Source organism: Gemmatimonas aurantiaca T-27, assembly GCF_000010305.1.
Taxonomy (GTDB): Bacteria; Gemmatimonadota; Gemmatimonadetes; order Gemmatimonadales; family Gemmatimonadaceae; genus Gemmatimonas; species Gemmatimonas aurantiaca.
The window spans coordinates 4,326,473-4,352,433 of the sequence record NC_012489.1 but is presented as its reverse complement, the minus strand read 5'-3'; the positions used below and the strand labels follow the sequence as shown (position 1 = coordinate 4,352,433).

Below are 25,961 nucleotides of genomic sequence, written 5' to 3'. Positions count from 1 at the left end.
ATGCCAACGAACGAAAGACCCAAAGGACCCGCGTCTCATTTCCCCTGAAGGAAGTCGCTGGGGGTTACTGCGGCGGCGGTCCGGCCGGATGCTTTTTGCACGCGGGTGGCTGTTCGATGGTATAGATGAGTGACGCGACCCGCCACCGACCATCGCTTTTCACCAGTGTGAACGCATCGACGCCGCAGTGTGACCAGGTCTTGCCGACGTACAGATCATACGGCACCCACACCTGAGCGACGCGATCCTGAACACGTGCTGTCGCTCCGAACCCTCGTTCCGTAAAATCCGATGGGCCGGTGCGCGACGTGTAGGGTGCCCATGATCCGATGGCCATCCGCTCGGCGCCATTCCGCACGCCAACGGTGCCCACGATGGCCGAGTCCAGCGTCAGCCGCTTGAGCGTCACATTGTCGCCGTTCGACAGCGCCACGAGCACCGAGTCGGCAACCGCGATGACCGCTCGGATATTGGCATCGGGGCTCTGGGCGAGACAGACGGGCGCCACAAGCAACAGCAACAGCAGGGAGAAGGGGGCCGCGAAGGCGCGGGTGGTGGCTGGCACGATTTTGAAGACTCCGCCGGAGAGGAAGGTGCCTATCCTACGCGGCTCATGCGGGACGTGTCAACGATCAAGTGTGTTACCACGGTTGTCGGTCACAGTTTGTCGATCACAGGTTGTCGATCACGGGGAGGTGTGATGGAACTCGCGATTGCGGTTCTGCCGGCGGATGATTTGCGGGAGGCCCGCGCGTTTTATGTCGACGGGCTCGGTTTCACCGTGCGCTTCGAGGCGAGCGAGGACGGCCGAACGGGGCTGCTCGGGCTGGCGCGCGGTTCGATGTGGGTGACGATCGACGCGCCGATGGCAGGCCATGGCCGCCACGCCTGCGTGTCACTCCAGGTGGAGAGCGCCGATCGGTACTACGAAGAGTGGCAGGCACGGGTCACCATTCCGCATCCACCACGTGAGGAGCCGTGGGGGGCGCGCACCTTCAGTGTGCACGATCCGGCGGGCAACACGATCTTTGTGATCGGTCCGCCAACGTGAACAACTGGCGCAATGAGCTGTTGAGGAACCGAGGCGGAAACCTCGAGGTGCTATTCCTGACCACCAACATTCCGAGCAATGAACCAACCCTCCGATACGTTCGGCTTGAACTTCCGCGTTTGGAAAGTCTTTCACACGCCATGGATTTCATGTCGAAGTCAAATTCGCCTGACATGGTGCGTGCGCTGCGCATTGCCGCCGATCTTCGGCGCGAGACCCATGGAAGAGATAGAAATGAATTCGTGAAGGCCGTCAAGGCATCGAGTGAGCGGACGGAAGCACTGATCATGATCTTGAATCACTTGGAACATCTCGGGATCACCGTGCGTCTTCAGGCCGCAACCGAGGAGCCGCTGAAAGAGTACTACGGCGTGCCAGTTCGTCGTGCTTGGCATCTGTATGGTGCATGGATCGCATTCAAGAGAGTTGAGGTTCAGACGGCCGATCTCTACTCTGAAGTAGAGTTTTTTGCAAAACGTTGGGTGAAGAAATAGGTTTTTGCGTTCGAAAGCCAAGTTGCAGAACGCCATTGGGAGCTTCTGAATATGAGTCGAGCCGTACCGATGATTCATGTCTCCGATGTAGCAGCCACTGCGCGCGGGCACGAATCGATTGGATTCACTCTCGATGGTGCTCATGTCGACGGCGGTGAGATGCTCTGGGCGCGCCTCACCATCGGTGCGAGCGAGCTCATGTTGAATGTCGGCCGCATACCAAGCTAGGCGGCGCGGCGCGAGGTGGACCTCTACGTATACGTCGAGGATCTCGAAGCGGCGTACGCCCGGGTTGCGGCGGTGGCCGAGCTCATCGAGTCCGTGCATGATACGGAGTATGGTATGCGCGAATTCATCGTTCGCGACCTCAATCGATTTTGGCTCCCTTTCGGACAACCACGGCACTCGGGCTAGTCACGTCTGCGCAACAGCAGTAAGAAAGCGCATCCCGCGCGGTGCCCGAATCATCGACGCGGAAGGGAACGTGCTGATCACAGGGTTGTGGGACAGGTACAGCCATTCTCTTGGTCGCTGGAATGGTCGTCCCTGTCAATGTGTCCGATGGCGTGACCCCGTTGGCTACCTTGCAAAACGCGACCGTCAATCCGGTCCGATTCCTCGGACGCGATGCAGATTGGAGACGATCTCGTCGTGCAAGTTGGCCGACCTCATGCTACTCGAAGCGAATCCGCTCGAGAACATCGACCACACAAACGCATCGGGATGGTTGTACTCAATGGTCGTTCTCTCTCGCGGGTGGAGCTGAACGGGTTACTCGATCGCGCTGCGGCGATCGTGGCACGGCCGCATCGTTCAAATATGCATACCAGATCCAGATCGTGAATCCGCAACGCCAGTGCCGCCTGTGTTTTGTGCTACGGGCGGTCGCCACCTTGACCTTGTGCATTGAGTCCAAGTGAGTAACGGTCAGCGAGCAGTACGCTGACTGGCCAGCCGAAGTCCATCAATGCTCCCACTGAAACTGAGGATATCCGCACGAAACCACGCGTTGACCACGAGCCCATAAGTTCGCCGGAAAATGGTGGGGTTGCCCAATGAAAGCCACCGCCGGACAAAGGCACGGCGGCGGTCATCTGATTGGCCCCAAGGGCTTTGTACGCTCTCAGCGCGGCAGCACCCAAAAAGAAGTTCACCCCCTCACTGGGTGATGGCGCTAACGGTGTCGTGATCGGCACACCAGAGAGGACATTTGTCTTGAATGCACCAATTCCAAGCGCATGTCCGGCTTCGTGGGCAGCCGTCGCTTCTACGACCCACAAAGAGGCAGAATCAAGCCCGACCTCTCGGGTGAATTCATTGTCGTCGTACATGATGGCGCCTGCAAATGGCAATGAGTTGCTCAATGTGGAACAAGGTCTACCGGATGCGCCCGATGCCACCACAGCACCAGTACGAATGACGAAAACGAAATCCTGGGTATTGATGTCAAGGGGCTGATCGTTGGCGCAGCTGTTCGCAGGAAGCGTATGGCGAATCGCTGACCCATGCATTCGAGCAATGAACACACGCTCCCAACGTCGCACACCGCGCTCAACGGCAGCCTGTACGCGAGTCGAAGGGCGATTCGTCCCTTGCCACAAAATGGCGAACCGTACTGGCGATGGTGGAAAAACTTCGATCGTCGCATCAAGTGTGTTGCCATCGACACGCGCACGCACCACTCCGCTGCCCGGCGCAATTGCGACAATACGACCTGTCACGCTATCAACGCTCACGGCGGAATTTCCGCGAAGCAGCTCAAATCGCACGAAGCTCGATCGATTTCCTGTCGTGGCAGACTCCGCAATCCAAAGTGGGACGAGCGTGTCTCCAACTATGAGCCCATGAGGATCAAATCGCACGCGGAATGTACTCAATGTGGCAGCAGTCACAGTAAGTGTGGCGGTTCCCGTCACGTTTTCTGTCGTCGCAGCAATCGTGGTGGTACCGATGGCGAGGGCGGTGATTGCGCCGCTCGCACTAATCGACGCCACAGATGAATTGTTGCTGCGCCATGTGATCGGTCGACCGGAAAGCAGCGCACCGTTTGCATCACGCACCGCGGCCAATGCTTGCGCTGTCGCACCGACCTCGAGCACGGCGTTCGGTAGCGTGATGACAATACTGGCGATTGGTGCAGCGGAGACCGTCAGTGTAATCCCACCGTTGATACCCTCACTCGTTGCAACAATTCTAGCCGTTCCGACCGCGAGTGCAGCAACGGTGCCTGTCGAACTGACCATAGCAATTTCCGGTGTTTCCGAGCGATACGTGACTGCGCGATCCGAGAGCACCTGACCCGTGCGACCAGTGATCATAGCTGTCAAAATTGCAGTCTGCCCAACGGTGAGCTCAGAAGCCGAAGACGACAGCGTTACCTGAACGACTGGATCGCGCACGGGATTGGTTGAACGATTGTCAGGCGAGCTGCACGAAATCAAAAACACCAGAAGTGCCCAGGGCCAGTTTCGCACTAATTGGGCCATCGTGAAGGATCGCATCGGCGGGCGTGGCGGCTGAAATTGAGGATCAGTGATTCGCGATAGCGCTACGAGAAATGCTATGAGGCAATGCTACTCGAAACTCCGCTGTAAAAGGCGGACACATCCAGTGATGTCTGCGCTGAGCCGCCTCTTCGCCAACCGCCGTCATTTCTTTACGCTCCAGACAAAAGGACTTACCTGAGCACAACTGCGAGGATGTATTCACCGAGCGCAGTATGGCCTCTCCAGTACTCCAAATTGAACATAGCTGATTCGAGAAATGTGTATCCAACTCGACCCTGCCCTTCCACACGGATGATCACCACTCCGTTGCTGTGACCGTAGGTGTGGACAATGCCAGATCCTCCAAAAGGGTTTCTGCCAAGCAACACCTGCCCCTGCGCGTCCGTACTCAATTGCAGATCTGGTGTGTTGTCGAAGTATTTTCCGTACCACTCATTCGCTTTCGGAGTGGATTGATAGATGCGCACTGATGCCCTGGCAATAGGAACGCCCGCCGCATCCGTAATCTTCAATCTATTCTGGGCAGGAAGGTCATTCAGAAATGCTCCAATGTTTCCAGGAGCATTGGCATTTCCAAGAACGGCACGCCGACCCGCAATCAGGTTCAATGCTGCCGCGTTGTATTCACCGACGGTATAGTAGTCGCCCCCCATTAGGCCATTGAAAAGCGGAGTGTAGTACACATGCTCCCAGTTTGCGATTCGCATGTAGGGAGATCCCGCAACGAACTGCCCTGCTTCCATGATCGCAATATTTGATCCCTTGTCGATGATTCCAGCTGGAGTCCAAGCCCCATCCTTTACGTTGAAGCCGTATACATCGACGAGGTAGCGCGCATGTCCAAGCTCGTGCAGTAGAGAACTTTCAAAATAGAACGGATTGTCGGGCTGGTTGTTGGCGCCAGGAATTCCGACATGGTTGCCATACATGTTTCCCTGCAGCAATGACGCCGGGAACCCCCACTGCAGGTCAACGGTGCGATCATTGCCGTTGGGAAGGTTCCCTGCGACCCCGCCGGGAACCAACGGGAGCGCTCCGTCCGGCACTACGGTGATCTTGTCGATCCGAACACGATCGAGCACTCCCACAGGGCTAAGTGGGTATCGGGCATTCTCGAACATGGTATTCCAAAACCGAACATGACGCTGGGCCCAATCCTCCCAGGAGTTCGATCCAACCCCCAATTTGCGCTGATTCTCCCCGAAATAGTCATATACGGACCTTTCAACATAGAAGCCGATCGCCAGCGCATCCGAGAACACCTCAATCGTGTTGTTTCGTTCTTCAGTTTCTCCGAACGAATTGTCAGGGTCCAGTTCGAACCCGATCTTGGTGCGCGAGAACGTCCAGTTCCGAAGCAGAGGAATCGTGATGACAGCACCTGCTGGCATATCTATGGTGCCAGCTGAAACCTGAATGCCATCAACAGTCCACCGGTAGGGCACGGCAGTCCTGTTGAATCGGGAAGTACTCTTGATCTTTGCTTCCCAGGTTACGGTCTGACCGGCAGCCGGCCACCCTTCCCGTGTCGGGTTTGCACTTCCCCGGACGAAGTCAATTTCCGGAGAGCGGTGGACATAGCCAATGCCGAGGTCCCCGAAATCATCAACAATGACTTGAGTCATGGCAGACAATGCTCCGTGCTGCGCTGTCACCGTCGTGGAGCCCCGCCCTACCGCCGTTACTACACCCATACTGGATACCGTGGCGACCGTGTTGCTCCCCGATGTCCACGTGACCGTCCCGTTCATCGCGGTCCCGCGCGCGTCCCGTATGGTCGCGGTCAATTGCGAAGTCTCCCCGACGGCAGAGAGAGTGTCTCTGGGGGGAGTAAGTTGAAGAACATTCGCACGTTGATTCACGGCGATGGCAATGGTTGCTGTCTTTCCTTCTGCTGTTGCCCGTATTTCCGAGCTGCCGTTTGCAACTGCGGTGATGAGGCCCGTCGCCGAAACAGTAGCTACGGCGATATTGGTGCTGCTCCACGTCACTGCGGGATTGGCAATCCTGTTCCCGTTCGCATCACTTGCGATCAGCGCGGCTTGCGTCGATTCCCCAATCGATGCCAAAGTTGCAGTGGGTACGGTTGATTGCAGTAATGCGATCGTCTGCTGGACAGACACAGCAACGGAAGTCGTGATCGTTCCAACGGTTGCTGTAGCCGTTGTACTCCCCGTGCCTACCGACGCGACCACGCCGGTCGAAGTGATTGTGGCGATCGCACTATTCTGAATCATCCAAGTCACCTGGGCCGATAGTTCAGCTCCCTTTTGATCCCTGACGGTTGCCGTCAACTGTTGACTCGAACCAACAGCGGTGAACGCGATCGTTGCTGGGGATATCACGATCGAATTCGCGATCGGCGTATCGAGATTGTCTGATCCGGTCGGTGGCGATTTGGAGCTTTCGCATCCAAACAGGAACGCGAAACACAGCGTCAAGGCCAGCCTTGTGCTTGCAGATGCATTCGCCAGCGCTGGTACTCGTTCGTATGTCATCGATCGATCATCAGTTTGATGGTCAGCCGGAACTGGTTCTGCTTGTCATGACGAACTCATGCGAATTGTGGTAGGCAATTCCGCATGTCTGCGTTCTGCACATTCAAGCCGGTCAGAGATTACGATCCAAAGCGTCTGGAATCCAGATGCCTGCCGCTCTATCTCGCGACATTGGCAGACCTACCAACCCCTCAGGTCCCGTCGGTCAATCTGCCATGCGGTCAGTTTCATCGCCGCCAACCCCACCGCTCCCAATGACAGAATGAAGTAGGTCATTGCCGTCAGTTCCCGCCACACCGGCGCGATCTGCCCGTTCCGCAACATTGGAAGCAGCAGACTGCTCGATCCGATGAGTATCAGCACGCCTCCGACTAGGCATGCAACGATCATCGTGATGTACACCTTGCTCGCTTCGGCGCGGCTCTCCGCGCGCCAGGGGCCGACCTTGGTGAGCGATGGCATGAAGATTCCGAACACGCCGTGGATACCGACATTCGCGGTATTGAACGCGAGCAGCACGATGGGTATTCCGCCAATGACAACCGATGAGGGCATCGGTGTTGCTGGTTCGAGCACCCGCCAGACCGTGTATGTCAGGCCAATGAGGAGACCTTGCACCAGCGTCAGTGCGAGGACCGTGCAGACACTCTCGCCGATCACCTGATGGTACATGTCGATGGGGAGACCTTTGAGCAGATGCACCTTCGGCAGCGACAAACGAATGTCCGATCGGATGAAGAGCGGACCACCCAGCAGCAGCAACATCCCCCAGGACGCCACCAGTCCGAGCACAAATGACGACAAATGCGCCAACACCGGGAGCGCACAGAGCGCCAACAGCGCTGGGCCGCCTATCGCAGCAAGCAGGAGAGGCTGTATCGACTGGGTGTGCCTGAACCCAACCGCATTTTTCCAGACGAGCGAGCGCCCATGCAAACCCAACATGCTGCTGAGACGATACACGGCATTCGCTGCTTGCTGTGTTGCGTACCCATCACGATGAGCACGGCGCATGAGGGGCTCACCGCGATCCTCTCGAAATCTCCAGGGAGAGGAATCCTGGAGCGTGAGCGCGATGATGATGGCACTGACCGATACCGCGGCCACGCTGCCCACCAAACTGGGCCCTGTGCCGTCGTAAATCGCGCGCGCCACAACGGATATCGGTGTGACGAGCCATGTCGCATACTCAACGACGCTCGCCACTCCTCCCACGGGCCAACGCGGTACCAGGCGACTACCGATCTCGGCGAGCAATCCCACCGCTCCGCACACGGAGATCGTACGCACCAGGACCACGATGCTCCGAGCAACCTGTTGCTGCCCGGAATTGGAGGAGTGCTTCGCCCGGAGCTCGAGGAGTTCCACAAGCTCGACACTCCGAAAGAGCATCAGCACCGAGAACGCGCCCCAGAGGTGCACGGCGAACTCCGGCCCACTGGTGGCCCCGAGGGTCAGGGTCAGCAGCACCGCCGACAGCACTGTCATGGGGGCAGTCGCAACGGTTCGATACAGCAGGAGCGTCCCGAGGGATACCGGCGCGCTGGCCAGCCACAGCCGCTCTCCCGCACGGGCTTCCACCCATGAAGAGCGCCCAAACGCCGATCGCAACAGCATCACCACGACAAAAAGCTGGGCGACCAACGACAGCACCGGTGGTGCGGTGGACTTGCTGCTCGCGGTCGTGTTCAGGACCTGCGAGCTTCGCGCCGCAACGATGCCGAGCAGCAGCACTACGCCTGCCAGTTGCAGAGGGTCTTTGGTCAGCGCCCGCCATTGTGACTGCAGATGCGCCATCCCCAGGAACCAACCCGAGCGCATGGCTCCCTAGCTCCGGATGGCGTGTAGGTCCAGAAACCGGCTCTCGAGCTCTTCGACGGAATGGGTCTGGACATCCGACTCCGTCATGAGGCGCCCTTCGACCAGAAAGCAGACCCGGGTACAGAGCTCCGCCACCAATGGCAAATTGTGCGAACTGAGTAACACTGAGGCTCCTGCTCGCGCCGCGTCGACCACCAGCGCCTTGACCTCCTGAATGACAATGGGATCCAACCCGGTCAGCGGTTCATCCAACACCAATACGCTGGGCTTTCGGGCCAGGGCCAATCGCAACAGGAACAACTGTTGCTCGCCGCGCGACAGGACCGCCGGTTCCAGATGACCGTGATCGTCCAGCCCGCAGTCTTTCACCACCGCAACCGCCTCCGCCTTGCTGGTACCATAGATCATGGCCCACAGCATTGCGTGTTGCACGACGGTCAACCCATCGAAGAACTCGGGCACATCCGGCAGATAGGCCAGTTTCATCTTGGCGTGTTCCGAGGAAGACTGCATGCTGTGTCCGCAGACCTCGATGCTGCCCTGGTCCAGTCGTGATATCCCGGCAATGCACTGAAAGAGCGACGTCTTGCCTGCGCCATTGCGTCCGAGCAGACCCACGATCTCCCCGGGGTTGACCGTCATGCTCAGCTCGTCCACCGCGACGGTCTGCCCATAGCGCTTGGTTACGTGGTGCACCCTCAACATCCGCATCGTCTCCTAAGGAATGAGAATTGCTACTGCGGAGGCGGCAACTCCCTCAATCAGCAACCAAACCGCAAAAACGGCGAGAGCGGCGCGTCGCAAGCCAAGTGGCCCTTGCTGCACGAGGTAAAACGTCACCACCGCCATCCAGATGGCCTCGCCCACGCTCAGGGCGTTCAAGACCTGCAGGAGCGCAGCACTTCCGTTGGGATCCGGGCGAACGAGAAATGACGATGACAGGGGGACATATTGGGCCACCGAGGTCAGCGCATCCTCCGCGACATGCGCGGCACTCCACAACTGACGTGAAAGGGACTGGGCAAGCATCACCGGGGCGGCGTACAACACGGCGCGGAATACGAGACGGAAGCCCACTTCTGATCCCAGGATGATCAGCGCCAACTGGATGAGCAAGGCGGTGAACAGTGCCTTGAACGCCAGGATCGCGGGAGCAAAGTAGATACCAACCGTCTGCCATTCCTTCCACAATGCATACCGCGACTCGATCTGGGTCTGATCCAGTCTGGCCGACAGCAATTGTTCGAAGTACTCACGTGTCACGACCACATTGGCGGTGTAGTACGTCAACAGAACGGACAGCACCGCCGCGAGGCCAAAGACCTGCCATGTGGCAAATGGGTCTGCCTGGGACGCCAGATCCCTACGAAGTGACCGCATCATGGCCATTCCGATTCTCCCGAACCCGCAGTGAATAGTGAGTGTGGGCGAGCGCCCGGAGTTTGGCGCTGTGTGAAATCAGAATCACACCGGGGCGCCATGAGCTACCCACCACGGCCGACAGGACCTGTGCCGCGCGTGGTTCATCCAACGCATTGAGTCCTTCATCGATCGCGATGAACGGTGGCTTGGCCACCAGCACTCGAAGCACTCCGATCGCCTGTTGCTCTCCCGCAGAGAGTGGATGTCCACCGTGTCCAACCACGGTGTGCAGCCCGTTCGGCAAGCGTTCCAGCAGACTCCACAGCCCTGCTTCCACGGCCAGCGCTTGAATGGTCAATGCAGGGATCGGCCGTCCGAGCGCGATATTTTCGAGCACCGTGCGGGAGAAGATGATGGTGGTGGCAGGGATCAGCGCGACCACATGCTCCAGTTCATCGTCGGCCAACCGCTGACCATCGCTTCCTTCCACGTGGATGTTTCCCGTGGTGAGCCGCAAATGCCCGGCAATGACAGCGACCAGTGACGACTTTCCGCATCCACTGGGCCCTTCGAGTGTGACCAGCTCTCCGCGTCGCACCACAAAATTGACATTCTCCCACACGGGCATTTGGGCAGCCCGACGCAGCGACGCGGTCTCGAGGGCAATCGAGACCGGAGTGCTCGATAGTGATCGAGAAGAGCGATCACTGCTCGTCTGCAGCTCTTCGATGCGGGTCGCGGCGACCAAGGCCGTCTGCAGGGAATTCACCGAGTCCAGCACCCGCACGATGCTGGGTACGGCCAATCCGCCCACGATGTAGAGCATGAACAGCTCGTCGCGTCGCAGTTGGCCACCCAGCACATGCATCGCGGCGTAGCCCACTATTCCGGAGAGTACCATGGCGCCGATCAACTCCGATGAGAGCGTCAGGGATCCCAGAGAGGAGGCAACTCGGTACTGCAGGGCGGCGAATGTGCTCACGCGCTGCTCGTACATATTCATTCCGAACGAACAGGCGTTCGCAAATCGAAGGTCCCGACTACCGGAGAGCACCTCCCTGAAGCGCTCCTCCAGATCGGAGTAGGCGGATGCCACACGAAGACTCGACTCCCGAAGTCGGCGAAAGTGCCGACGAAGCCCGATCGCGAGGATGCCAACGGCGATGAGGAGAAAGGGGAGCAGTGCAGCACTGATGAACGCAATGACCACGCACGTCACGGTCAGCAGCAGGATGTCCGAACCGATGGTGGACAGCGAGCGCAGGAGTTGTATTTGCGCAATCTGCACGTCGACCAACCGGGCGCCGTGATTGCCCAATAGTCCGGAATGAAACAGCCGCTCCGGCACGTTGAGCAGGGCTTCCAGCAGCACGGTGTGAAGGCGCCGCACCAGGCGTTCGGAGGCCCGTGATACGAATAGATGTCTGGCAAACCCGATGAGGGCACGCGCCATCCCGATGCCCAGCAGCGCGCCGGCGAGCGCATAGATCGAACTGGACTGCCCCGCGGGTACGGATCTTGTGACCAGTTGCGCGGCGACCAGCGAGGAGAGAATCGACCCCGCTGTACCAAGCATGATGAGGAATGTGGCCTGCGCGAGCAGGGCCTTGGACTCCATCAGCAGATTCAGCGTCCATTGGATTTGCGGAACATGCAAGGTCAATGGAGGAACGGGCGCACGGTCTTCGAAGAGCAGTACGGCCCGACTCTTCCACATTTCTTCAAAGTGCTCTCGGGAGAGTTTTCTCGGCCCAAGCGCCGGATCCCCAATCCGTACTGTGCGGCCGATGGATTGCACGACCACATAGTGCGGGCGTCCACGTTCATTCACGACATGGGCGATGCACGGCAATGTGCACGCCTGTAGTTGGTCGAGACTGCCGGACGCGGCACGTGCGCTGAAGCCCATGTGATTGGCGCAAGAGACCAGATCGGCAAGGGAGGCGCCTCGTGGATCGCGTAGACACTGGCTTCGAATATCAGGCAGCGTCGCCTTCCCACCAAAGGCGCGAATCACGGTCAGCAGAGCGGCCGGCCCGCAGTCCGCGTCATCCAACTGCCCGACGACGGGATGATGGGATGCCTTCGTCAGAACGGACGAGAGTGTCGATGCGAGAGTGGTCATAGGATGGCCATGTGGAGCTGGTGCATGGCCTGGGTCGCGAACGCTGGTGATCGCCACGACCCAGGCCTGCCAGGTCTACTTGAAGACCACGATGTCCAAGGCACACGCCCATTCAGCGGCGATCATCGCGGCTGGAAGGGCGCCACCGCCGGAGATCATCACCGCACCGATGCCGGCGCCGATCGCTGCACCACACAGAAATCCCCAGTCGCCACCAACGATCTCGTGCTGTTGCTGCATCGTGAGAGTTTTCATGACAAATCCTCGATTGAGTTGGATGTTTGCACGCAGTCCCTGAGAGCGTTTGCTATCAGGTGAGCTCGCCCGGAAGCAGCGTGAGACACGCGGCGATCGCCGCGACGGTGCCGACTGCCGTCGCTACGCCTGCCGCCATACCAAGACCACAGGCGGCTCCCCGAACGAAGAGCCCAAAATCGAAATCGCCACCGACCAATCGGGACTGTTCCGCCACTGACATCGTCTGCATCGCTCCCTCCATCTCGAATGGCAGGCATGGCATGCGTTGGCCTGAAGTTGTTCGCCCTGGGTCGATGCCCAGCATCCGGCACGCGCGAATCCCGCATTCACTTCGTAGCAAGGGCGTAAACCGAGTCGACCCGCACTTCTCCGACAAATCCCTTCGCCAGGCGGCGATTGCGGTCGTATACCAGCACCGTGGGAACGGCTCGGATGTGGAACTGCGACTTCACAGCGGGCCACGAGGCCTGAGCCCAGGTGACGGCGCTGGATGCGCGCAAGGCGGGCCAGATATCGGCGAGGCTGTCGAGTGGCAGATCGGCGATGCTGACTAAAAGGAGCCGCGCGCCGACGGGCATGGTGGATCTGGCAAAGGCATCCAATTGCCGATGACAGTGATCGCACCGGGGAGAGTAGATGACGACCACCAGTGGAGATCCGGTGAGCGTATCCAATCGAAGGGGTGTTTCTCGTGTCGCGACATCGAGGCGAGGCACAGGTGTGCCCACCAGCGAAGTCACCGATGGTCGACTGCGGATACTGTAGACGATCCCGCCGATGCCCAGTACGAGTGTTGCAAAGACCAGGTAGGCGAAGGCCTTGAGCGAGGTGCTCACGGTCTCCTCCGACGGAGCCGGATCGAGATCAACGCCGAGACAATGCCACACAAGAGAATCGGGCCACCAAGTGCAGCCTGACGTTCCAGCAGCGCTCCACCAACAACGATGAGCGAGATGGCAAGGCCAGCATAGGTCGAGCTGGTATACGGCATGGGCATTCTGCTGGAGAGTGACTTGGCCAGGCCAACGAGCTTGCCTGCGAAGTCGGCTAGTGACAGCGCCACCCTACCAGTCGCCGTCAGCGACCCGTCATCCAAACACTTGATGACGGTGGTCGCGTAGGCCTCTCCGATCACATTGCGCGAACGATCCGACGTTCGCGTGGCACCTCAGTGCAGGTCGCGCACGGCCTCGGCCAACGCCTCGATCAACCGGGTGCGCAGTACGCCGCCACGAGCGCTCATCTCCCGCTGACGCTGCTGATACTCCTCTCGTCCGTCGGGCGTCTCTATCCGCACTGGATCGAAGCCGAACGCGCGGAGATCATAGGGGCCAGCCTGCATGTCGAGCACACGAAGCGTCGTTGCGAGCTCGAAACAATCCCAGAGCAGATCGCTGCCGATCCACGGCATGGCCGTGTACGCCCATCGATAGAGATCCATGTTGGCATGGATGCACCCCGGCTGTTCCATCTCATACCGCGTGTGCCAGGTCAGCGGGATGCGGTTCATCGGTCGGGCGGCCGGTGCGAAGAACCGGAACGCGTCGAAGTGGCTGCACGCCACCGGACGACTCTCTACCAGCGCGTCCACGTCCTCCTGCGACAATCGGAGCGGCGCAATGCCGGCATGACGAATATCGTGGCCACCGTAGACCATGGCCCATTCGTGCATGCCATAACATCCGAAGTTCGGCGCACGATCGCGCGTTGTGCGCAAGACGTGCAGTACCTGCTGCAGGGTCTCGCCTTCCGCTGGCAGGAGTGCACCCATGTTCCGTCTGATCACGCCATTCAATACGTGATACGCCGGTCCGCTGAAGCGTTCCCGGGCTTCAGGGCTGTCGATCAGGTGTTCATGTGCACTGGGGTGCCACGTCTCCAGTCTGCCGCCGGAATAGCTGTAGTACTGGAACAGGAAATCGTAGACCGGGTGCGCTTCCCCACGCGAACGCCGCTCCCGATAGGGCCGCGTCCACCGTTGCACGCGCTCGACGTGTGCCAGGGCACGTGCCTGCCATTCGGCAGTCGTCAACACCGACTCGCCGGTCGGTGCGGTCTGGACCTCGGCCGTATCAGACATCTCACAATGTACCAGACTCAGAACGGCGCGGGTTGCTCCACGACCACCTTGGCACCGGACACCGGATGCACAAACGCCAAGCGTTCGGCGTGCAGTTGCAACCGTTCGTCTTCATCTGGCGCGGTACGCCCGTACAACCGATCGCCGACAATGGGTGCATCAAGTCCATCGGGGTGGGCGGCGTGAACACGCAGTTGATGGGTGCGGCCGGTGTGCGGCGTGAACCGCACCCGCGTGCGTCCATCGGTCCTCGCCATCACCTGCCATTCCGTGTGTGCGGGTTTTCCGAACACCGGATCGTGGATGTTTCGCGGACGATCATCCACATCCATGCGCAGCGGCAGATGGATGTGCCCGTGATCGTCCGTTACGACGCCATCGAGCCACGCCACGTAGTGTTTGTCGATCTCGCGCAAGGAGAACAGCCGCTGCAACGCCGATGCCGTGATGGGGTCCTTTGCGGCCAGCAGCAGCCCCGACGTGTCGAGATCGAGGCGATGCACCACCATCTGACCGGTCGCATCCGGATACCGCGCCCGGAGCCGTGTCATCACACAGTCCTGCATGGTAGGGCCGCGCCCTGGCACGGTGAGCATGCCACTGGGTTTGTTCACCACCAGCAGATGATCGTCTTCGTAGACCACGGCCGGTTCGTTGGGCCCCAATGCGGCCGAACCGTAGAGTGGTGGTGGATCGACCGACAACCCGCCCAGCATATGCGTGAGAATGGGCAGACACTTGCCACGGCAGGCGGCGTAGAACACACCCTGACGGCGATCCCCGGTCGGAGCGGGCGCACCCCACCAGAATTCGGCGAGTGCGAGCGGCGTGAGCCCTGCCCGATACGCCTGCGCCAGCAGCTTGGGTGCCGCGCAGTCACCCGCACCGGCCGGCGGTTCGGCTGGCGTGAAGATCGATCGCAGGGAACGCACCGCACCCAGCGCATTCCCGAAATGGTAGCTGTCCTGAATCTCTCGCATCAGCGTGCGTGAGCGTGCCGTGCGTGTTTCGTCGAGCGCACGAATCGCGGCGGTGATCTGTGCCGCCTCCGTCGCGTCCAGGTGGTCGGGCAGGCAACCGACCAGTGTCGCGCGTTTCGCGGCGAAGTCGAACATTTCTGCTTCACCGGGAACCCACACCAGATCGCGCGTGAACCGATCGAAAGCCGGAGGCGCCCAGCCATCGATGTCCCATTGCCCGTCGACCATGCCGGAGAAGCCGCGCAGGTAACCGATGGTGCTATCGGCTCCGGCGACCACCAGCACGCCGAACATCTTGCCATTGCCCGGTTCGTGCAGGCGCCATGGCAGGGCATGGTGGACTTCGATCGTGTCCATGAGTTCCACCGCCGCTCGCCGTGCCAGCGGGTGCACGGCACCACGATCGAACGGCGTCGGAAAGCGGGTCGGCCAGTCGGCGAGGGGTGGCGCGGGGGAAAACGGAATCACTGGCGGTGTCGATCGATCAGCAGGAGTTTGGTGAGTATCACAATGGTCACGCACCACCCCACTCAGCAAGCACCGGCATTTGTCATTGGCCGGTACCTGCAGGCATTCCTGCAGACGTTGCATGCCGACGATACAGTAGGCGCGACTTGATGGAACCACACGTCATGTCTTGACCATTGGGCGATCGTCTCAATTGTGCCACAGAGGGATCGTGTGGAGTGTTCCGGCATATCATTGCGGGATGCGTTCGCTGATCTCCCGTGCCCGGAAGCTGTGTCTGTCCGGAATCCTCGCCGTGCTGCTGCCCTCCTTCGCGTTTGCGCAGGAGGCCGGCCGCCTATCCAGCCCCGGGAGCCTGCCCGCTGGGTTCGCACTCGTCCCGTTCGGGGTTGGGGAGTCGTTCGACTTCCGGGTTCAGGTTCGATGGTTTCTCGTGAGCGGCGGTGGCACCGCCACGCTGGCCGTCGAAGCGCTCGACACCGTGCGCGGCAGGCCAGCCTATCGCCTCGGGTTTCGCACCAGAGGAGGCATCACGGTATTCAAGATCAATGACCAGCAGCGCTCCTGGCTCGATGCCATTGATCTGTTCTCACATCGTTTCGAGCAGAAACTCAACCAGACGGGATACTCCAAAGACCGCACCTACGAGTTTCTCCCCGGTAGTCTGCGCTACGAGAGCCTGGCTTTTCCCGACGACACCGGCACGCTGGCTTCGGCCCAGCCGCTCGACGATGTCTCGTTCATCTACTTCATTCGTACGCTGCGATTGCAGGTAGGCGACGAATACACGGCACCACGGTACTACCGACGCGATGGCAACCCGGTCACGGTGCGTGTGCTGCGCACGGAGCGCATCAAGGTACCGGCCGGTGAATTCGATGCGGTGGTGGTGAAGCCGATCATTCGCACCAAGGGCCTTTTTGCCGAGGGCGGCGAAGCGGAGGTGTGGTTCACCAACGACGCGCGGCACATTCCGCTCAAGGTGCGCGCGAAGGTCAGTATCGCCACGCTCACGATGGAGCTGCGGTCTTTCACCACCGCTTCTCCACAGTAGATCTCGTCCGTCGTATGACGGTTTGGTCACAGCCTGTCACATCCAGGCACGAGAGCTTGGCAGTCACGGCACGCCCGGCAAGGTTGTCGGAAACTTACGTGACGGAGTGCGATGCACGCAGTGCGTGCGATGACATCAGCCCTAGCGCGGCTGTGCTGGTTCTGTGCGGCCCAGGCGATGACAGGGCTGCTCGCCGTACTCCTCCTCGTTTCGCTGCTGTACGCGACGACCTCGCTCTACGTCTTTGCGGTGTCCCAGCCATTCGTCGGCCCTGGATGGTACAACCCGTACGGTGATCTGCCCGCCGCAGGGCGCTGGCAGAAGGCAAACTTTCATGCGCACTCGATCGCCTGGGGTGGCCTCACGAACGGGGGGCAGTCTGCGCAGGACGTCGTGAGCGCCTACGCTGGCATGCGCTACGACATCGTGGGTGTGTCCAACTATCACTCCCTGTCGGCCAGTGAAGTCACCGGCACATTCCCGGTCTATGAGCAAGGCTGGAACGTGCAGAAGTCGCATCGCCTGGCGATCGGCGGCGACAAAGTGGTGTGGCGTGACTATCCGTTGGGGCAGACCGCACACCAGCAGCAGGACATCATCAATCGGATCCGTGCCACTGGCGCCGTAGTAGCCCTTGCCCATCCGGCAATACGCGACGGACACTCACTGGCCGACCTCCGCCGGCTCTCAGGCTATGATGCGCTCGAGGTGCTCAATCACTTCGTCGCTCCGGCCACCGCGCAGTGGGACGCCGCCCTCTCGGCGGGGCGCGCGGTGTGGGTGCTCGCCAACGACGATTCGCATGATATTCATGGCGCCGGCGAGACCGGGGTGAACTGGACACTCGTGCACACACCATCCAGTGCTGCTGCTGATGTGCGATTGGCAATTCGGGCTGGCCGTACGATTGGCGTGCGCGGCCAGCGCGGCCAAGCACATCTGCAGTTCCTGTCACAACACATCACTGGTGATACGCTCGAAGTGCGCGTGCGCGGACCCGTTGGTCGGGTGACGATCTCTGGTCAGGACGGTGTCGCACGCAATACCGTCATCACCGACTCGGCCGGCATCATCATTGCGCGCGCCATCGCACGATCCGACGACGGCTATTTGCGTACCACGGTGCAGGGTGATAGCACGAGTGAAGGCGAACTGTTGCTGCTCAACCCGGTGGTACGATGGGATGGTCAGGCACTCGGCGCGGCGCTGGCCACGGTCGACACATCACGCACCTCCGCACTGCGATGGATTGCGTTCTGTCTGTATGGCGCCGCATTCACCTCGATACGTGCGCGACAGCCTCGCCGTGTGCCAAGAGCCCGACCGATTCTCACGTGAACGCTGAGGTGAACATCGCGGGGCGCGCCGCATCGGATGCCGTGTGGAACAGGCGTCTCTGGTTGATTGTGTCTGCATCAACCGTTGTTCGACTGATGGTTGCCGCCGCGACAGGACTCGGTGTCGACGAGTCGTACGCCGTGACCGTGGCCCGGCCGCTGTCGTGGAGCTACTTCGATCATCCACCGTTGCACTTTTGGATGGCCGGTGGCATGACGTGGTTGACGGGTGACACGCGTGCCTTGGCGGTTCGTCTACCGTTTGTGCTGGCGTTCAGCGTGACGCTCTGGGCCATTGGGCGCCTTGGTCAGCATGCATTTGGCGCTCGTGCGGGCGCACTGGGTGCGTTGTCGCTCGTCTGCACGGGAGTGCTCGGACTCACCACCGGTACGTGGGTGTTGCCGGACGGGCCGCTCGTGATGTGCGCGTCACTGGCCGCCTTGATGCTCGCACCTCTGTTGTTCAACACGGCCAATCCCACTCGTGATCCGGCAACCACGAATTCGTGGTTGCGTTGGGGAGTGGTTGGCGTGCTGTTGGGAGGCGCGCTACTGAGCAAGTATCACGCCGTGCTCTACGGTGCAGGAATTCTACTGTTTCTTCTCACTACGGAGTCGGGTCGCCGGCAGCTCCGCACATCAGGACCGTGGCTTGCCGCGGCAATCGCCCTGCTGTGCACCGTGCCGGTGCTCTGGTGGAATGCGGAGCATGGATGGGTGTCGTTCACCTTTCAGGGAGCGCGCGCTGCAACGACCGCCGCGTGGTCGATCGCCCCATTCGTTGAGAACGTGGTTGGTCAGGCACTCTGGCTCCTGCCGTGGATGGCCGTGCCGTTTGCTGTCGCACTTGGCCGAGCCATCGCATCGGGGCGGACCGACGTGCGTCAGTGGTTCTTCGCATGCCTGGCGCTCGTGCCAGTGTGCGTGTTCACCGTCATCACGCTCGGCGGCGCACGCGGATTACCCCACTGGCAGGCACCGGGTTGGCTATTTGCTGCGCCATTGGTCGGTCGCATGCTGGACCGCGCGATCACACGCGATGTTCGTTGGCCGCGATGGTGGCTGCCCATGGCCGCGGGGACGTGGCTCACATTGGTGCTGATCCTCGGGAGCCATGTCGCGACTGGATGGTTGAGCCCTCATATCGCGGTGCTCAGCGCGCCAGCCGACCCGACGCTCGATGCATTCGACTGGCGTGCGCTGCGTGATTCATTGTCAGTACGCGGCATCGATATACGGGACGGCGTGACGACGCGTAGCTGGATCCAAGCTGGCAAGCTCGGTGTGGCATTGGGCGCGACCACGCCAATCATGTGTGCGTGCGACGACGCACATCATCTGCTGTTTCGCTATCCGGCGACGGTCTTTCCGCGATTGGTCGTGGAACATGTGCAGCCCTGGAAGCGCGGTTGGCAGCCCGCGTCGGTGGCGCTCACCGGCCAACTCGGGCCACTCGATTCACTCGGCACCATCACGCTCGCCCGTTCGGGGCAACCGGCAGTAAGCCTCGCGGTATATCGTCTGGCGTTACCGGAGACGCAGGCGCAGGCGGCGAGTGGGTCTCGATCATTCCGGCGATAGCCTGCTACGGTTGGAGCTTGAAGGGACGCCCCAGGGCGCGACTCACTCCTGCCTCGAGCACCTCATCGCGACCTGCACGAAATCCTGCCAGTGTCGGCCGCACAACGAGATCCGGCACGATACCGATTTGTTGTGTTGGTCTCCGGTCCGGGTAGAACACGCCGATTCCACTGATCAACGCGTGCATGCCACCGGGGAGTGGAATACGAGAGACGTTGCCGTCAGCCCCAGCGGTAGTACTGCCAACGACCAGCGCACCGGGTGCTGTACGAAATGCCATGGTGTGAAATTCCGCGGAGCTTTGCGTGGCTTCGTCTACCAGTATCACCACCTTGCCTGTGAACAGTGGGACACGTGGTTGCAGGGAAGACACCATACCACTCCAACGAAATGTGCCCGGATTGGACCAGTCCGCGGCGGTGATGCGGGCGAACTCTGCTCGTGCCGGGACCAGGTGACCGCCAAGTGCCGCCAACGGGAAGTGGCTCGGATAGTTTCGATTGTCGACCACGAACACCTTCGCACTCATCGCGCGCTGTACATAGCCGGCGACGCTGTCCGGCATGAGCGGCCCGAGCTTCACATATGCCACCTCCGGCGTCAGCATCCGGAACGTCTCGCCCGGAAGGTCGTGCGTGCTGGCAGCCATTGGGTTGGTCAATGCTGGAGAGACCCGCGGCACGCGAAGCATCAGAGACTTGCCGCCCCGATCCACAAGGAGCGTGGCAATCGTGTCGTCTCCTCGCCCCAATCCACGGGTCATATCGCGTTCGCGGGTGGGTTGATTGGACGCCGCATACAGCGGCGCCCACACGCGGAAGAGTGAATCGACCGGCGCCCCATCTACCGCGAGAATGGCATCGCCTACCTGCAATCCGCTGCGTGGTCCCAGGGAATCATTGGTAAACCGGAACACGACGGGTTTGCCTTCGATCATGCGCATGCCGACGGGTAGGACATATCGTCCGACCGGTGGACGAGACGACAGTGAACTCCAAAGATTGGCGTGTGTATCCTGTGCGCGGGCCATGAGGCGGATGAGGACACGCTGATAGTCATCGGTGCGTGTGGCGGTCCATGCCGCCGGCACCGCATCACGAAGGATGCGCACGCGGTCGGGCTCCATCAGATCGCGATAGGGGAACCAGTACTCCAGTATGTTCCAGAGCCGAAACACACCGACCAGGCGTATCATGGAGTGCGCCAGGAAACGCGCTTCGTATGGTGGTTCGTTCGTGAATCCGGGATTCTGCGCCTGCGTCGCGGGGCCAGCATAGCGTTGCCGCGCCACCTGCGGCCGCTCTGCATGAATGCGACCGAGACGCTCGGCAATACGCGCACCCACGGTCGCGGTATCACGGATCCACGCGATATCGGCGCTCAGCGCGACATCTCCCGTGCCTGAAGCGCACCGGTCTGCGCATGGTGGTGGGGGGCCGATCCGGTCGAGCCATGCGACGATGGAATCCCGAGCAGCCGTGGGAGTTTTTGCCTCGAGTACGAGGGAGAAGGACTCGATGAGCGCCGAGTCGGCGTTCGCCCCGGCAACGACGAATCGGGCATGATGGTATTTCACGAAGCCCCACACACGCCCAAGCAAGACCGCCGATTCGTACTGATCCGGACGCAACGGGGCCGCGTCGACGGTCGGCGCCTGTGACAGGATCACCGTGGGAAACAGGCCGAGCGCGGCGAGTGCCGAGCATGCCCGGCCGGTCAAGGCGGGGAGGCGCATAGGGATTGCCGGTAGATTGGAGGCGGAAGGAACGCCAGCATTTGAAGGCACTGCCAACAAACTGCACTTTCCTGGGGTCTCCCGCGAGCGTGATGCCTCGTTGGTCAGGTAGCTCTGCGGTACCATTGCGGGGTGGGTGAGTTCAAACGGCTTGAGCCGTTCCGATGTCCAATCGCTATGAAAATTTCGTTTCGCTACGGTGTGCCATCGACAGCCGCCCTGGTGTCAGCCGTCTGCGCCTGCATTGTTCTCGCGAATTGCACCGACTCATCCCGTCCGGCGAGCGGCTGGCAGGCCAGTGTCGCCGCGTTCGATCAGGAGCTGCAGGATCTGCAGGGTGCGCTGGCCATTCCCGGATTGGCCTATGCCATCGTGGAGCGCGGACAGGTGGTGCACGCCCGTGGCTTCGGCACAGCGCATCCGCCGGATACCACGTCGTTCAGCCTGGATACGCCACTGCGCATCGCATCGGTCACCAAAGCTCTCACCGGTGTGGTTGCGATGCAGATGGTCGAATCAGGGCGACTCATACTCGATGCACCGGCACGATCCTATGTGCAGGCCTTGGCACTGCCTGAGAGTGTCACCGTTCGACACTTGCTCACGCACACGGCCGAAGGTCAGATCGGAACGGAGTATGTGTATGGCACCAATCGGTATGCCATGCTGGGACAAGTCATCGAAGCCATCACGGATTCGTCGCTGCACGATGTGTTGTCGGCCCATATCGTGCGTCCCGCGGGCATGCACGGACACGAGTCGCCGCATCTCGGTGCTCATGCCGGCCTGGTCTCCACTACGCGAGACATGGGTGCGTTCCTTGCAACAATAGATCGTGGAATGTTGCTCTCGGAGAAAGGACTCACTCAACTCGCTACACCGTCGCGATCGATACACGACACACCCCTACCGGTGAGCCTGGGTTGGTTTGCACAGACGGTGCAGGGCGAGCGGGTGATGTGGAGTTTCGGGCAGGACGACCCCGAACACTCCGGCGCGCTGTTGGTGCGTCTGCCGGACCGTCAATTGTCGGTATTCATCTTTGCCAATTCCAACGTACTCAGCGATCCGTTTCGGTTGCTGATGGGGGATGTCACCAAGTCGCCATTTGCGATGGCATTTCTACGTCTGTTTGCCTTTTCGGCACCAGGCGCACCCATCGTGCGGCCAGCCCGCAACCATGTCGCACTCGCCGCGGCACTCGATTCGATGGAGACGGCACATCGCTATCGGTTTCGCGATGAACTGATCGGGTGGGCGATGATGGACCTATGGACAGAACAGGTGCCAGGTGCCGAGGCAAAACTGATGCTCGTCCGCTCCCGCTATCCGCATGCCGTTGATCCGGTGATGCATTTTGCATCTGCCATGTTGTCCGACACGGCTCAGCGGGATCTGGGTATTCGCGACGGCGCACAGCTATTGATCCAACATCCACTCAATCGCTGGATGCTGCTGTCCCAAGGGGAACTGCTGCAGTCACGTGGGCGCATGTCGGAAGCCAAGGCACATTTCGAGCGCATTCTGGCGTTGCCCAACCAGCATCCGGATTTCCTCAGCCGACTCTTCAAGGCGTGGAGCTGGATGGCGCTGGCGCAGATGTCAGCGCCCACCGACACCGAGGCAGCCAGGCGCTACCTTGGGGAAATTCTGGGCAGTGCTGTGACCGGCGAGACACGAGCAGGAGCGCAACGGATGCTCGACAGTCTGACGCATGCGGGAACACCATCGCGCTTGCATGGCGCCCGGCACTAGCTTCAATGGGAGGTAGCGATGAACACGGAAGACATCCTGACTACACTCGCGCAGCTCGGGAAGCCGCAGACCGCCGTGATCTATCGGCGTCATGGTTCTGGCGAACGGGTCTTTGGCGTGCTGACCTCGGAGATCGCCAAGCTGCAGAAGCGGATCAAGAGGAATCATCCGCTTGCGATGGCGCTTTGGGAAACAGGAAACGCCGAGGCCCGCATCCTGGCATTGCTGGTTGCCAATCCGGAGCAGGTGACGCGGTCCGACGCTGATCGTTGGATTCAGGACGGACCCGTGCACTTCGTGGGGTGCTATCTGTCAGCACTGCTGGCGCGCAGCCCAATTGCCGATGAGACCATGCGCGACTGGATGCTGTCCTCGGACGAACGGCATGGTGAAATGGGCTATGGCATACTGGCCGATCGTCTGAAGCACGATCCGGATGCGATCAGCGATGCATATGCCGAACAGATACTGACGACCATCGAAGAGCGGATTCATGGCTCCGCGAACTGGGCACGGTACGCGATGAACAACGCCCTGATCTCGATTGGCATTTACAAGCCGCTGCTGCGTGAACAGGCGCTTGCTGCGGCGCAGCGTATCGGCACGGTCGAGATCGACCATGGGGAAACAGACTGCAAGACCCCCAGTGCGGCATCGTCCATCCGGAAAGCCTCAACGCGCAAACGCTGTCCCTGATTGTAACCATTCATCGAATGTCAGACGCGCCTCGATGCGTGGTGATACACCGCGAAGAGAACCCGAGGCCAATCCGCGTCCGTAGACACCAGGAATGCGTAGTTCCACCACGCGTCGCCGATGGCCTTCGTGAGCGAGCTGGCGACGTGCCAGATCGGCTAGGCGCTCGTCACGAGGTCCTACCAGATCCACGGCGCGTTGCACCGGTCCGCCTTCCGCCACGGTCACCAGATGATCCCCGACCTCCTGCGCCGCCACGGGCCGCATGAGCGTCATGGGCATGATGGCGATCGGTCCCTTCATGCCGTGGAGCAGTTGTCCGGCGAACTCATGGAACTGCGCTGCCCGCGCAATGGTGTACGGAACCGGCCCCGCGGCAATCAGCCGCTCCTGCGCCAGCTTGCCGGCGTAGTAGCCCGCATCGATGCCATCGATACCCACAATCGACAGGGCAACATGGTGCTTCACCCCTGCCGTGAGTTCGGCGCTCAGTAAGTTGCGGGTCCCTGTCTCGAAGAACCGGCGCGCGGTAGCGGCGAACAACGTGGTGGTATTGGTGACGTCGATGAGCGCGTCCACACCGGTGAGCGCTGCGGCGAGTCCTTCTCCAGTCTGCACATCCACCCCATGGGATCGGGACAGAATGACGACCTCATGGCCTCGGCTTCGGGCCGCCGCCACGGTATGGCGGCCCACGGTGCCGGTGCCCCCGGCGATGGCGATCTTCATGGCTATGCTCCTCTTACTTCATCTATGTGACATCAGACCACCTCGGAATCGCGACGGGCTCTTGTAGTGGTGTGACGAGATGGCGGGTGGTGATGTGACATGGCCATTTGCCAGATGCTGGTTTCGGTACGTACCTCTTCGCATGTTGAAGTTCATGTGCTCCTGGCAAATGTCACCGTGGCGGGCCGCTGCAATTGGCGTGTGTGGTGTTGGTGTGGCTCTTACCACCCACCTACCGGAACTCCGGGCCAACTCGCGTTGTTCGATGGGGCCCGAGCCCACGCTTGCGGTCGTACGCGTGGAGCGCGACACCACATTGTCGTTTACCGCCGACGAACAGGCGTCCTATGGCAATGCACGGGAGCCGGGCAGCGTAGCGCGGCCGGTGCTCCTGCCGGCAGCACGGGTGCGCATACTGAATCTCGACTCGGCGACTCGTGCCGTGTTGTCCGGGTCTGGCATCGTCGACCGTCAGCCGGTCGCACTCATTCGTGCTGCTCCATATGGAGCCGACTGCCGCTCCGTGCCCTGGGCAAGCACTGACACATTTGCGGTGGCCAGTGAAGTGAGCTTTGTGCGCGCTTCGCTGCTGCCGCGGGAGCATTGGGTTGGGAACGTGCCCGTATTTCTGATCCGCGCACTTGGTTCATATCCCTATCCACGACGGGGCAGACCGGAAGGAGTACCTGGCAGCGTCCAGTTGGCTTCACCGGAAGCGATGTTCGGTATCGAATCGATTCTTGATCGACCGTGGCGGCACTCGCCAGAACGCCGTCCTGGCGACCTGGATGCGGCTGATCGCGCGCGAATCGTCCGGGCCATGGCATGGGCTCGCACGAATAGTGCACTGGCCGAGATGGAGCCACTGCGCTCCATTCTGCGCGAGGCCGTGCTCGAGCTCGATTGGACGTTGGCGCAAAGGACGTCCAGCAGGCTACGCGGTACCTATCGGGTGGAACTACATGTAGATGGCGCGCCATACGCTTGGTACTTCCGCACTCAGCCACAGCTTGCCTATCGCTGGATGGCTATGGATGTGGAACGGACCACTTCAGAGTTGCTTTCCTCGCCGCATATCAACGGCTATACCCTGGTCGGAGAAGCCGTTGATTCAACTGGCATGCCTGTGAGCATGGCGACAACGCGGGCAAATCGCCAACCACTTGGATGGTTCTCGGTGGGCGATCGACCGACAGCGCCGGGCAATGAAGCTCGTCGCACAATGAATGGCGTGTTCGAGTTCATGTTGGGTGGCGCTCCCGAGATGGCATGGGATGCGCTCGAACCGCTCGCTAGAAAGGTCCGTGCGAGTGACAGTATGATGATGGCTCGACTCGGCTACACGATGCCTCGGAGGTTCTGAGTCCATGAAGATTGTTTTGTCAGTTGTTCTCGCTGGTCTGTTGCTCATGCCTTCCGAGGTGGTGGCG

At 60.7% G+C, this 25,961-nt stretch carries 22 protein-coding genes; 8 read left to right on the top strand and 14 right to left on the bottom strand.

Features of this window, described 5'->3' with window-relative positions:
- Positions 1 to 64 precede the first annotated feature (64 nt).
- Entirely contained in the window at positions 65 to 565 is a 501-nt protein-coding gene (locus GAU_RS18900) for a hypothetical protein (protein ID WP_015895513.1), read from the bottom strand.
- A 135-nt stretch (positions 566 to 700) separates the two neighbouring features.
- Between GAU_RS18900 and GAU_RS18895 the strand changes: the two genes are divergently transcribed.
- Entirely contained in the window at positions 701 to 1,051 is a 351-nt protein-coding gene (locus GAU_RS18895; protein WP_015895512.1) for a VOC family protein, read from the top strand.
- A complete protein-coding gene (locus GAU_RS18890) occupies positions 1,048 to 1,545 on the top strand; it encodes a DUF4760 domain-containing protein (protein WP_041265720.1) in 498 nt (165 codons plus the stop codon). The genes GAU_RS18895 and GAU_RS18890 overlap by 4 nt, the downstream gene beginning before the upstream one ends.
- A gap of 875 nt (positions 1,546 to 2,420) precedes the next feature.
- Here the strand turns inward: GAU_RS18890 and GAU_RS22025 are convergent.
- The 11 genes from GAU_RS22025 to GAU_RS18830 form a co-directional block, all read right to left on the bottom strand.
- On the bottom strand, positions 2,421 to 4,046 hold the full coding sequence (locus GAU_RS22025) for an Ig-like domain-containing protein (RefSeq protein WP_015895510.1): 1,626 nt from the start codon (positions 4,044 to 4,046) through the stop codon (positions 2,421 to 2,423).
- Positions 4,047 to 4,222: 176 nt separating this feature from the next.
- The gene (locus GAU_RS22020) at positions 4,223 to 6,550 is read right to left on the bottom strand and encodes an Ig-like domain-containing protein (protein ID WP_015895509.1); all 2,328 of its coding nucleotides are present in this window, start codon (positions 6,548 to 6,550) and stop codon (positions 4,223 to 4,225) included.
- 180 nt (positions 6,551 to 6,730) lie between these two features.
- Positions 6,731 to 8,371 carry a hypothetical protein gene (locus GAU_RS18875; protein ID WP_015895508.1) on the bottom strand — a complete coding sequence of 547 codons (1,641 nt, stop codon included), beginning with the start codon at positions 8,369 to 8,371 and terminating at the stop codon, positions 6,731 to 6,733.
- Positions 8,372 to 8,377: 6 nt separating this feature from the next.
- On the bottom strand, positions 8,378 to 9,067 hold the full coding sequence (locus tag GAU_RS18870) for an ABC transporter ATP-binding protein (protein ID WP_169307740.1): 690 nt from the start codon (positions 9,065 to 9,067) through the stop codon (positions 8,378 to 8,380).
- Between the two features lie 21 nt (positions 9,068 to 9,088).
- The gene (locus GAU_RS18865) at positions 9,089 to 9,754 is read right to left on the bottom strand and encodes a hypothetical protein (protein ID WP_041265716.1); all 666 of its coding nucleotides are present in this window, start codon (positions 9,752 to 9,754) and stop codon (positions 9,089 to 9,091) included.
- Positions 9,735 to 11,858, bottom strand: coding sequence for a peptidase domain-containing ABC transporter (locus GAU_RS18860; protein WP_015895505.1), 2,124 nt, complete (start codon positions 11,856 to 11,858; stop codon positions 9,735 to 9,737). Before GAU_RS18860 ends, GAU_RS18865 begins: the two co-directional genes overlap by 20 nt.
- Before the next feature lie 75 nt (positions 11,859 to 11,933).
- Positions 11,934 to 12,113 carry a hypothetical protein gene (locus tag GAU_RS18855; protein ID WP_015895504.1) on the bottom strand — a complete coding sequence of 60 codons (180 nt, stop codon included), beginning with the start codon at positions 12,111 to 12,113 and terminating at the stop codon, positions 11,934 to 11,936.
- 55 nt (positions 12,114 to 12,168) lie between these two features.
- Complete coding sequence (locus GAU_RS18850) at positions 12,169 to 12,378, bottom strand: hypothetical protein (protein ID WP_015895503.1); 210 nt, start codon at positions 12,376 to 12,378, stop codon at positions 12,169 to 12,171.
- Between the two features lie 64 nt (positions 12,379 to 12,442).
- Entirely contained in the window at positions 12,443 to 12,952 is a 510-nt protein-coding gene (locus GAU_RS18845; RefSeq protein WP_015895502.1) for a TlpA family protein disulfide reductase, read from the bottom strand.
- 332 nt (positions 12,953 to 13,284) lie between these two features.
- Positions 13,285 to 14,196 carry a hypothetical protein gene (locus GAU_RS18835; protein ID WP_015895500.1) on the bottom strand — a complete coding sequence of 304 codons (912 nt, stop codon included), beginning with the start codon at positions 14,194 to 14,196 and terminating at the stop codon, positions 13,285 to 13,287.
- Between the two features lie 17 nt (positions 14,197 to 14,213).
- Positions 14,214 to 15,644, bottom strand: coding sequence for an RluA family pseudouridine synthase (locus GAU_RS18830; protein WP_015895499.1), 1,431 nt, complete (start codon positions 15,642 to 15,644; stop codon positions 14,214 to 14,216).
- Positions 15,645 to 15,885: 241 nt separating this feature from the next.
- Between GAU_RS18830 and GAU_RS21465 the strand changes: the two genes are divergently transcribed.
- The 3 genes from GAU_RS21465 to GAU_RS18815 all read left to right on the top strand — a co-directional run bounded on the left by GAU_RS21465 (position 15,886) and on the right by GAU_RS18815 (position 19,616).
- The gene (locus tag GAU_RS21465; RefSeq protein ID WP_052574549.1) at positions 15,886 to 16,698 is read left to right on the top strand and encodes a DUF3108 domain-containing protein; all 813 of its coding nucleotides are present in this window, start codon (positions 15,886 to 15,888) and stop codon (positions 16,696 to 16,698) included.
- Positions 16,699 to 16,875: 177 nt separating this feature from the next.
- Positions 16,876 to 18,036 carry a hypothetical protein gene (locus tag GAU_RS22540; RefSeq protein ID WP_041265714.1) on the top strand — a complete coding sequence of 387 codons (1,161 nt, stop codon included), beginning with the start codon at positions 16,876 to 16,878 and terminating at the stop codon, positions 18,034 to 18,036.
- A complete protein-coding gene (locus tag GAU_RS18815; protein ID WP_041265713.1) occupies positions 18,033 to 19,616 on the top strand; it encodes a glycosyltransferase family 39 protein in 1,584 nt (527 codons plus the stop codon). Before GAU_RS22540 ends, GAU_RS18815 begins: the two co-directional genes overlap by 4 nt.
- Positions 19,617 to 19,620: 4 nt before the next feature.
- Here GAU_RS18815 and GAU_RS18810 read toward each other — a convergent pair whose 3' ends face one another.
- Entirely contained in the window at positions 19,621 to 21,351 is a 1,731-nt protein-coding gene (locus tag GAU_RS18810; protein ID WP_041265712.1) for a S41 family peptidase, read from the bottom strand.
- Between the two features lie 177 nt (positions 21,352 to 21,528).
- Here GAU_RS18810 and GAU_RS18805 point away from each other — a divergent pair, with 177 nt between their 5' ends.
- Both GAU_RS18805 and GAU_RS18800 read left to right on the top strand, forming a co-directional pair.
- A complete protein-coding gene (locus GAU_RS18805; protein WP_041265711.1) occupies positions 21,529 to 23,106 on the top strand; it encodes a serine hydrolase domain-containing protein in 1,578 nt (525 codons plus the stop codon).
- An 18-nt stretch (positions 23,107 to 23,124) separates the two neighbouring features.
- Positions 23,125 to 23,802 (top strand): DNA alkylation repair protein, encoded by a 678-nt coding sequence (locus GAU_RS18800; RefSeq protein WP_015895493.1) that lies wholly within the window; start codon positions 23,125 to 23,127, stop codon positions 23,800 to 23,802.
- On the opposite strand, the gene GAU_RS18795 is transcribed toward GAU_RS18800, so the two are convergent.
- The gene (locus tag GAU_RS18795; protein ID WP_015895492.1) at positions 23,779 to 24,531 is read right to left on the bottom strand and encodes an SDR family oxidoreductase; all 753 of its coding nucleotides are present in this window, start codon (positions 24,529 to 24,531) and stop codon (positions 23,779 to 23,781) included. The genes GAU_RS18800 and GAU_RS18795 overlap by 24 nt on opposite strands.
- Positions 24,532 to 24,673: 142 nt before the next feature.
- Between GAU_RS18795 and GAU_RS18790 the strand changes: the two genes are divergently transcribed.
- Positions 24,674 to 25,894 carry a hypothetical protein gene (locus GAU_RS18790; RefSeq protein ID WP_169307739.1) on the top strand — a complete coding sequence of 407 codons (1,221 nt, stop codon included), beginning with the start codon at positions 24,674 to 24,676 and terminating at the stop codon, positions 25,892 to 25,894.
- Positions 25,895 to 25,961 lie beyond the last annotated feature (67 nt).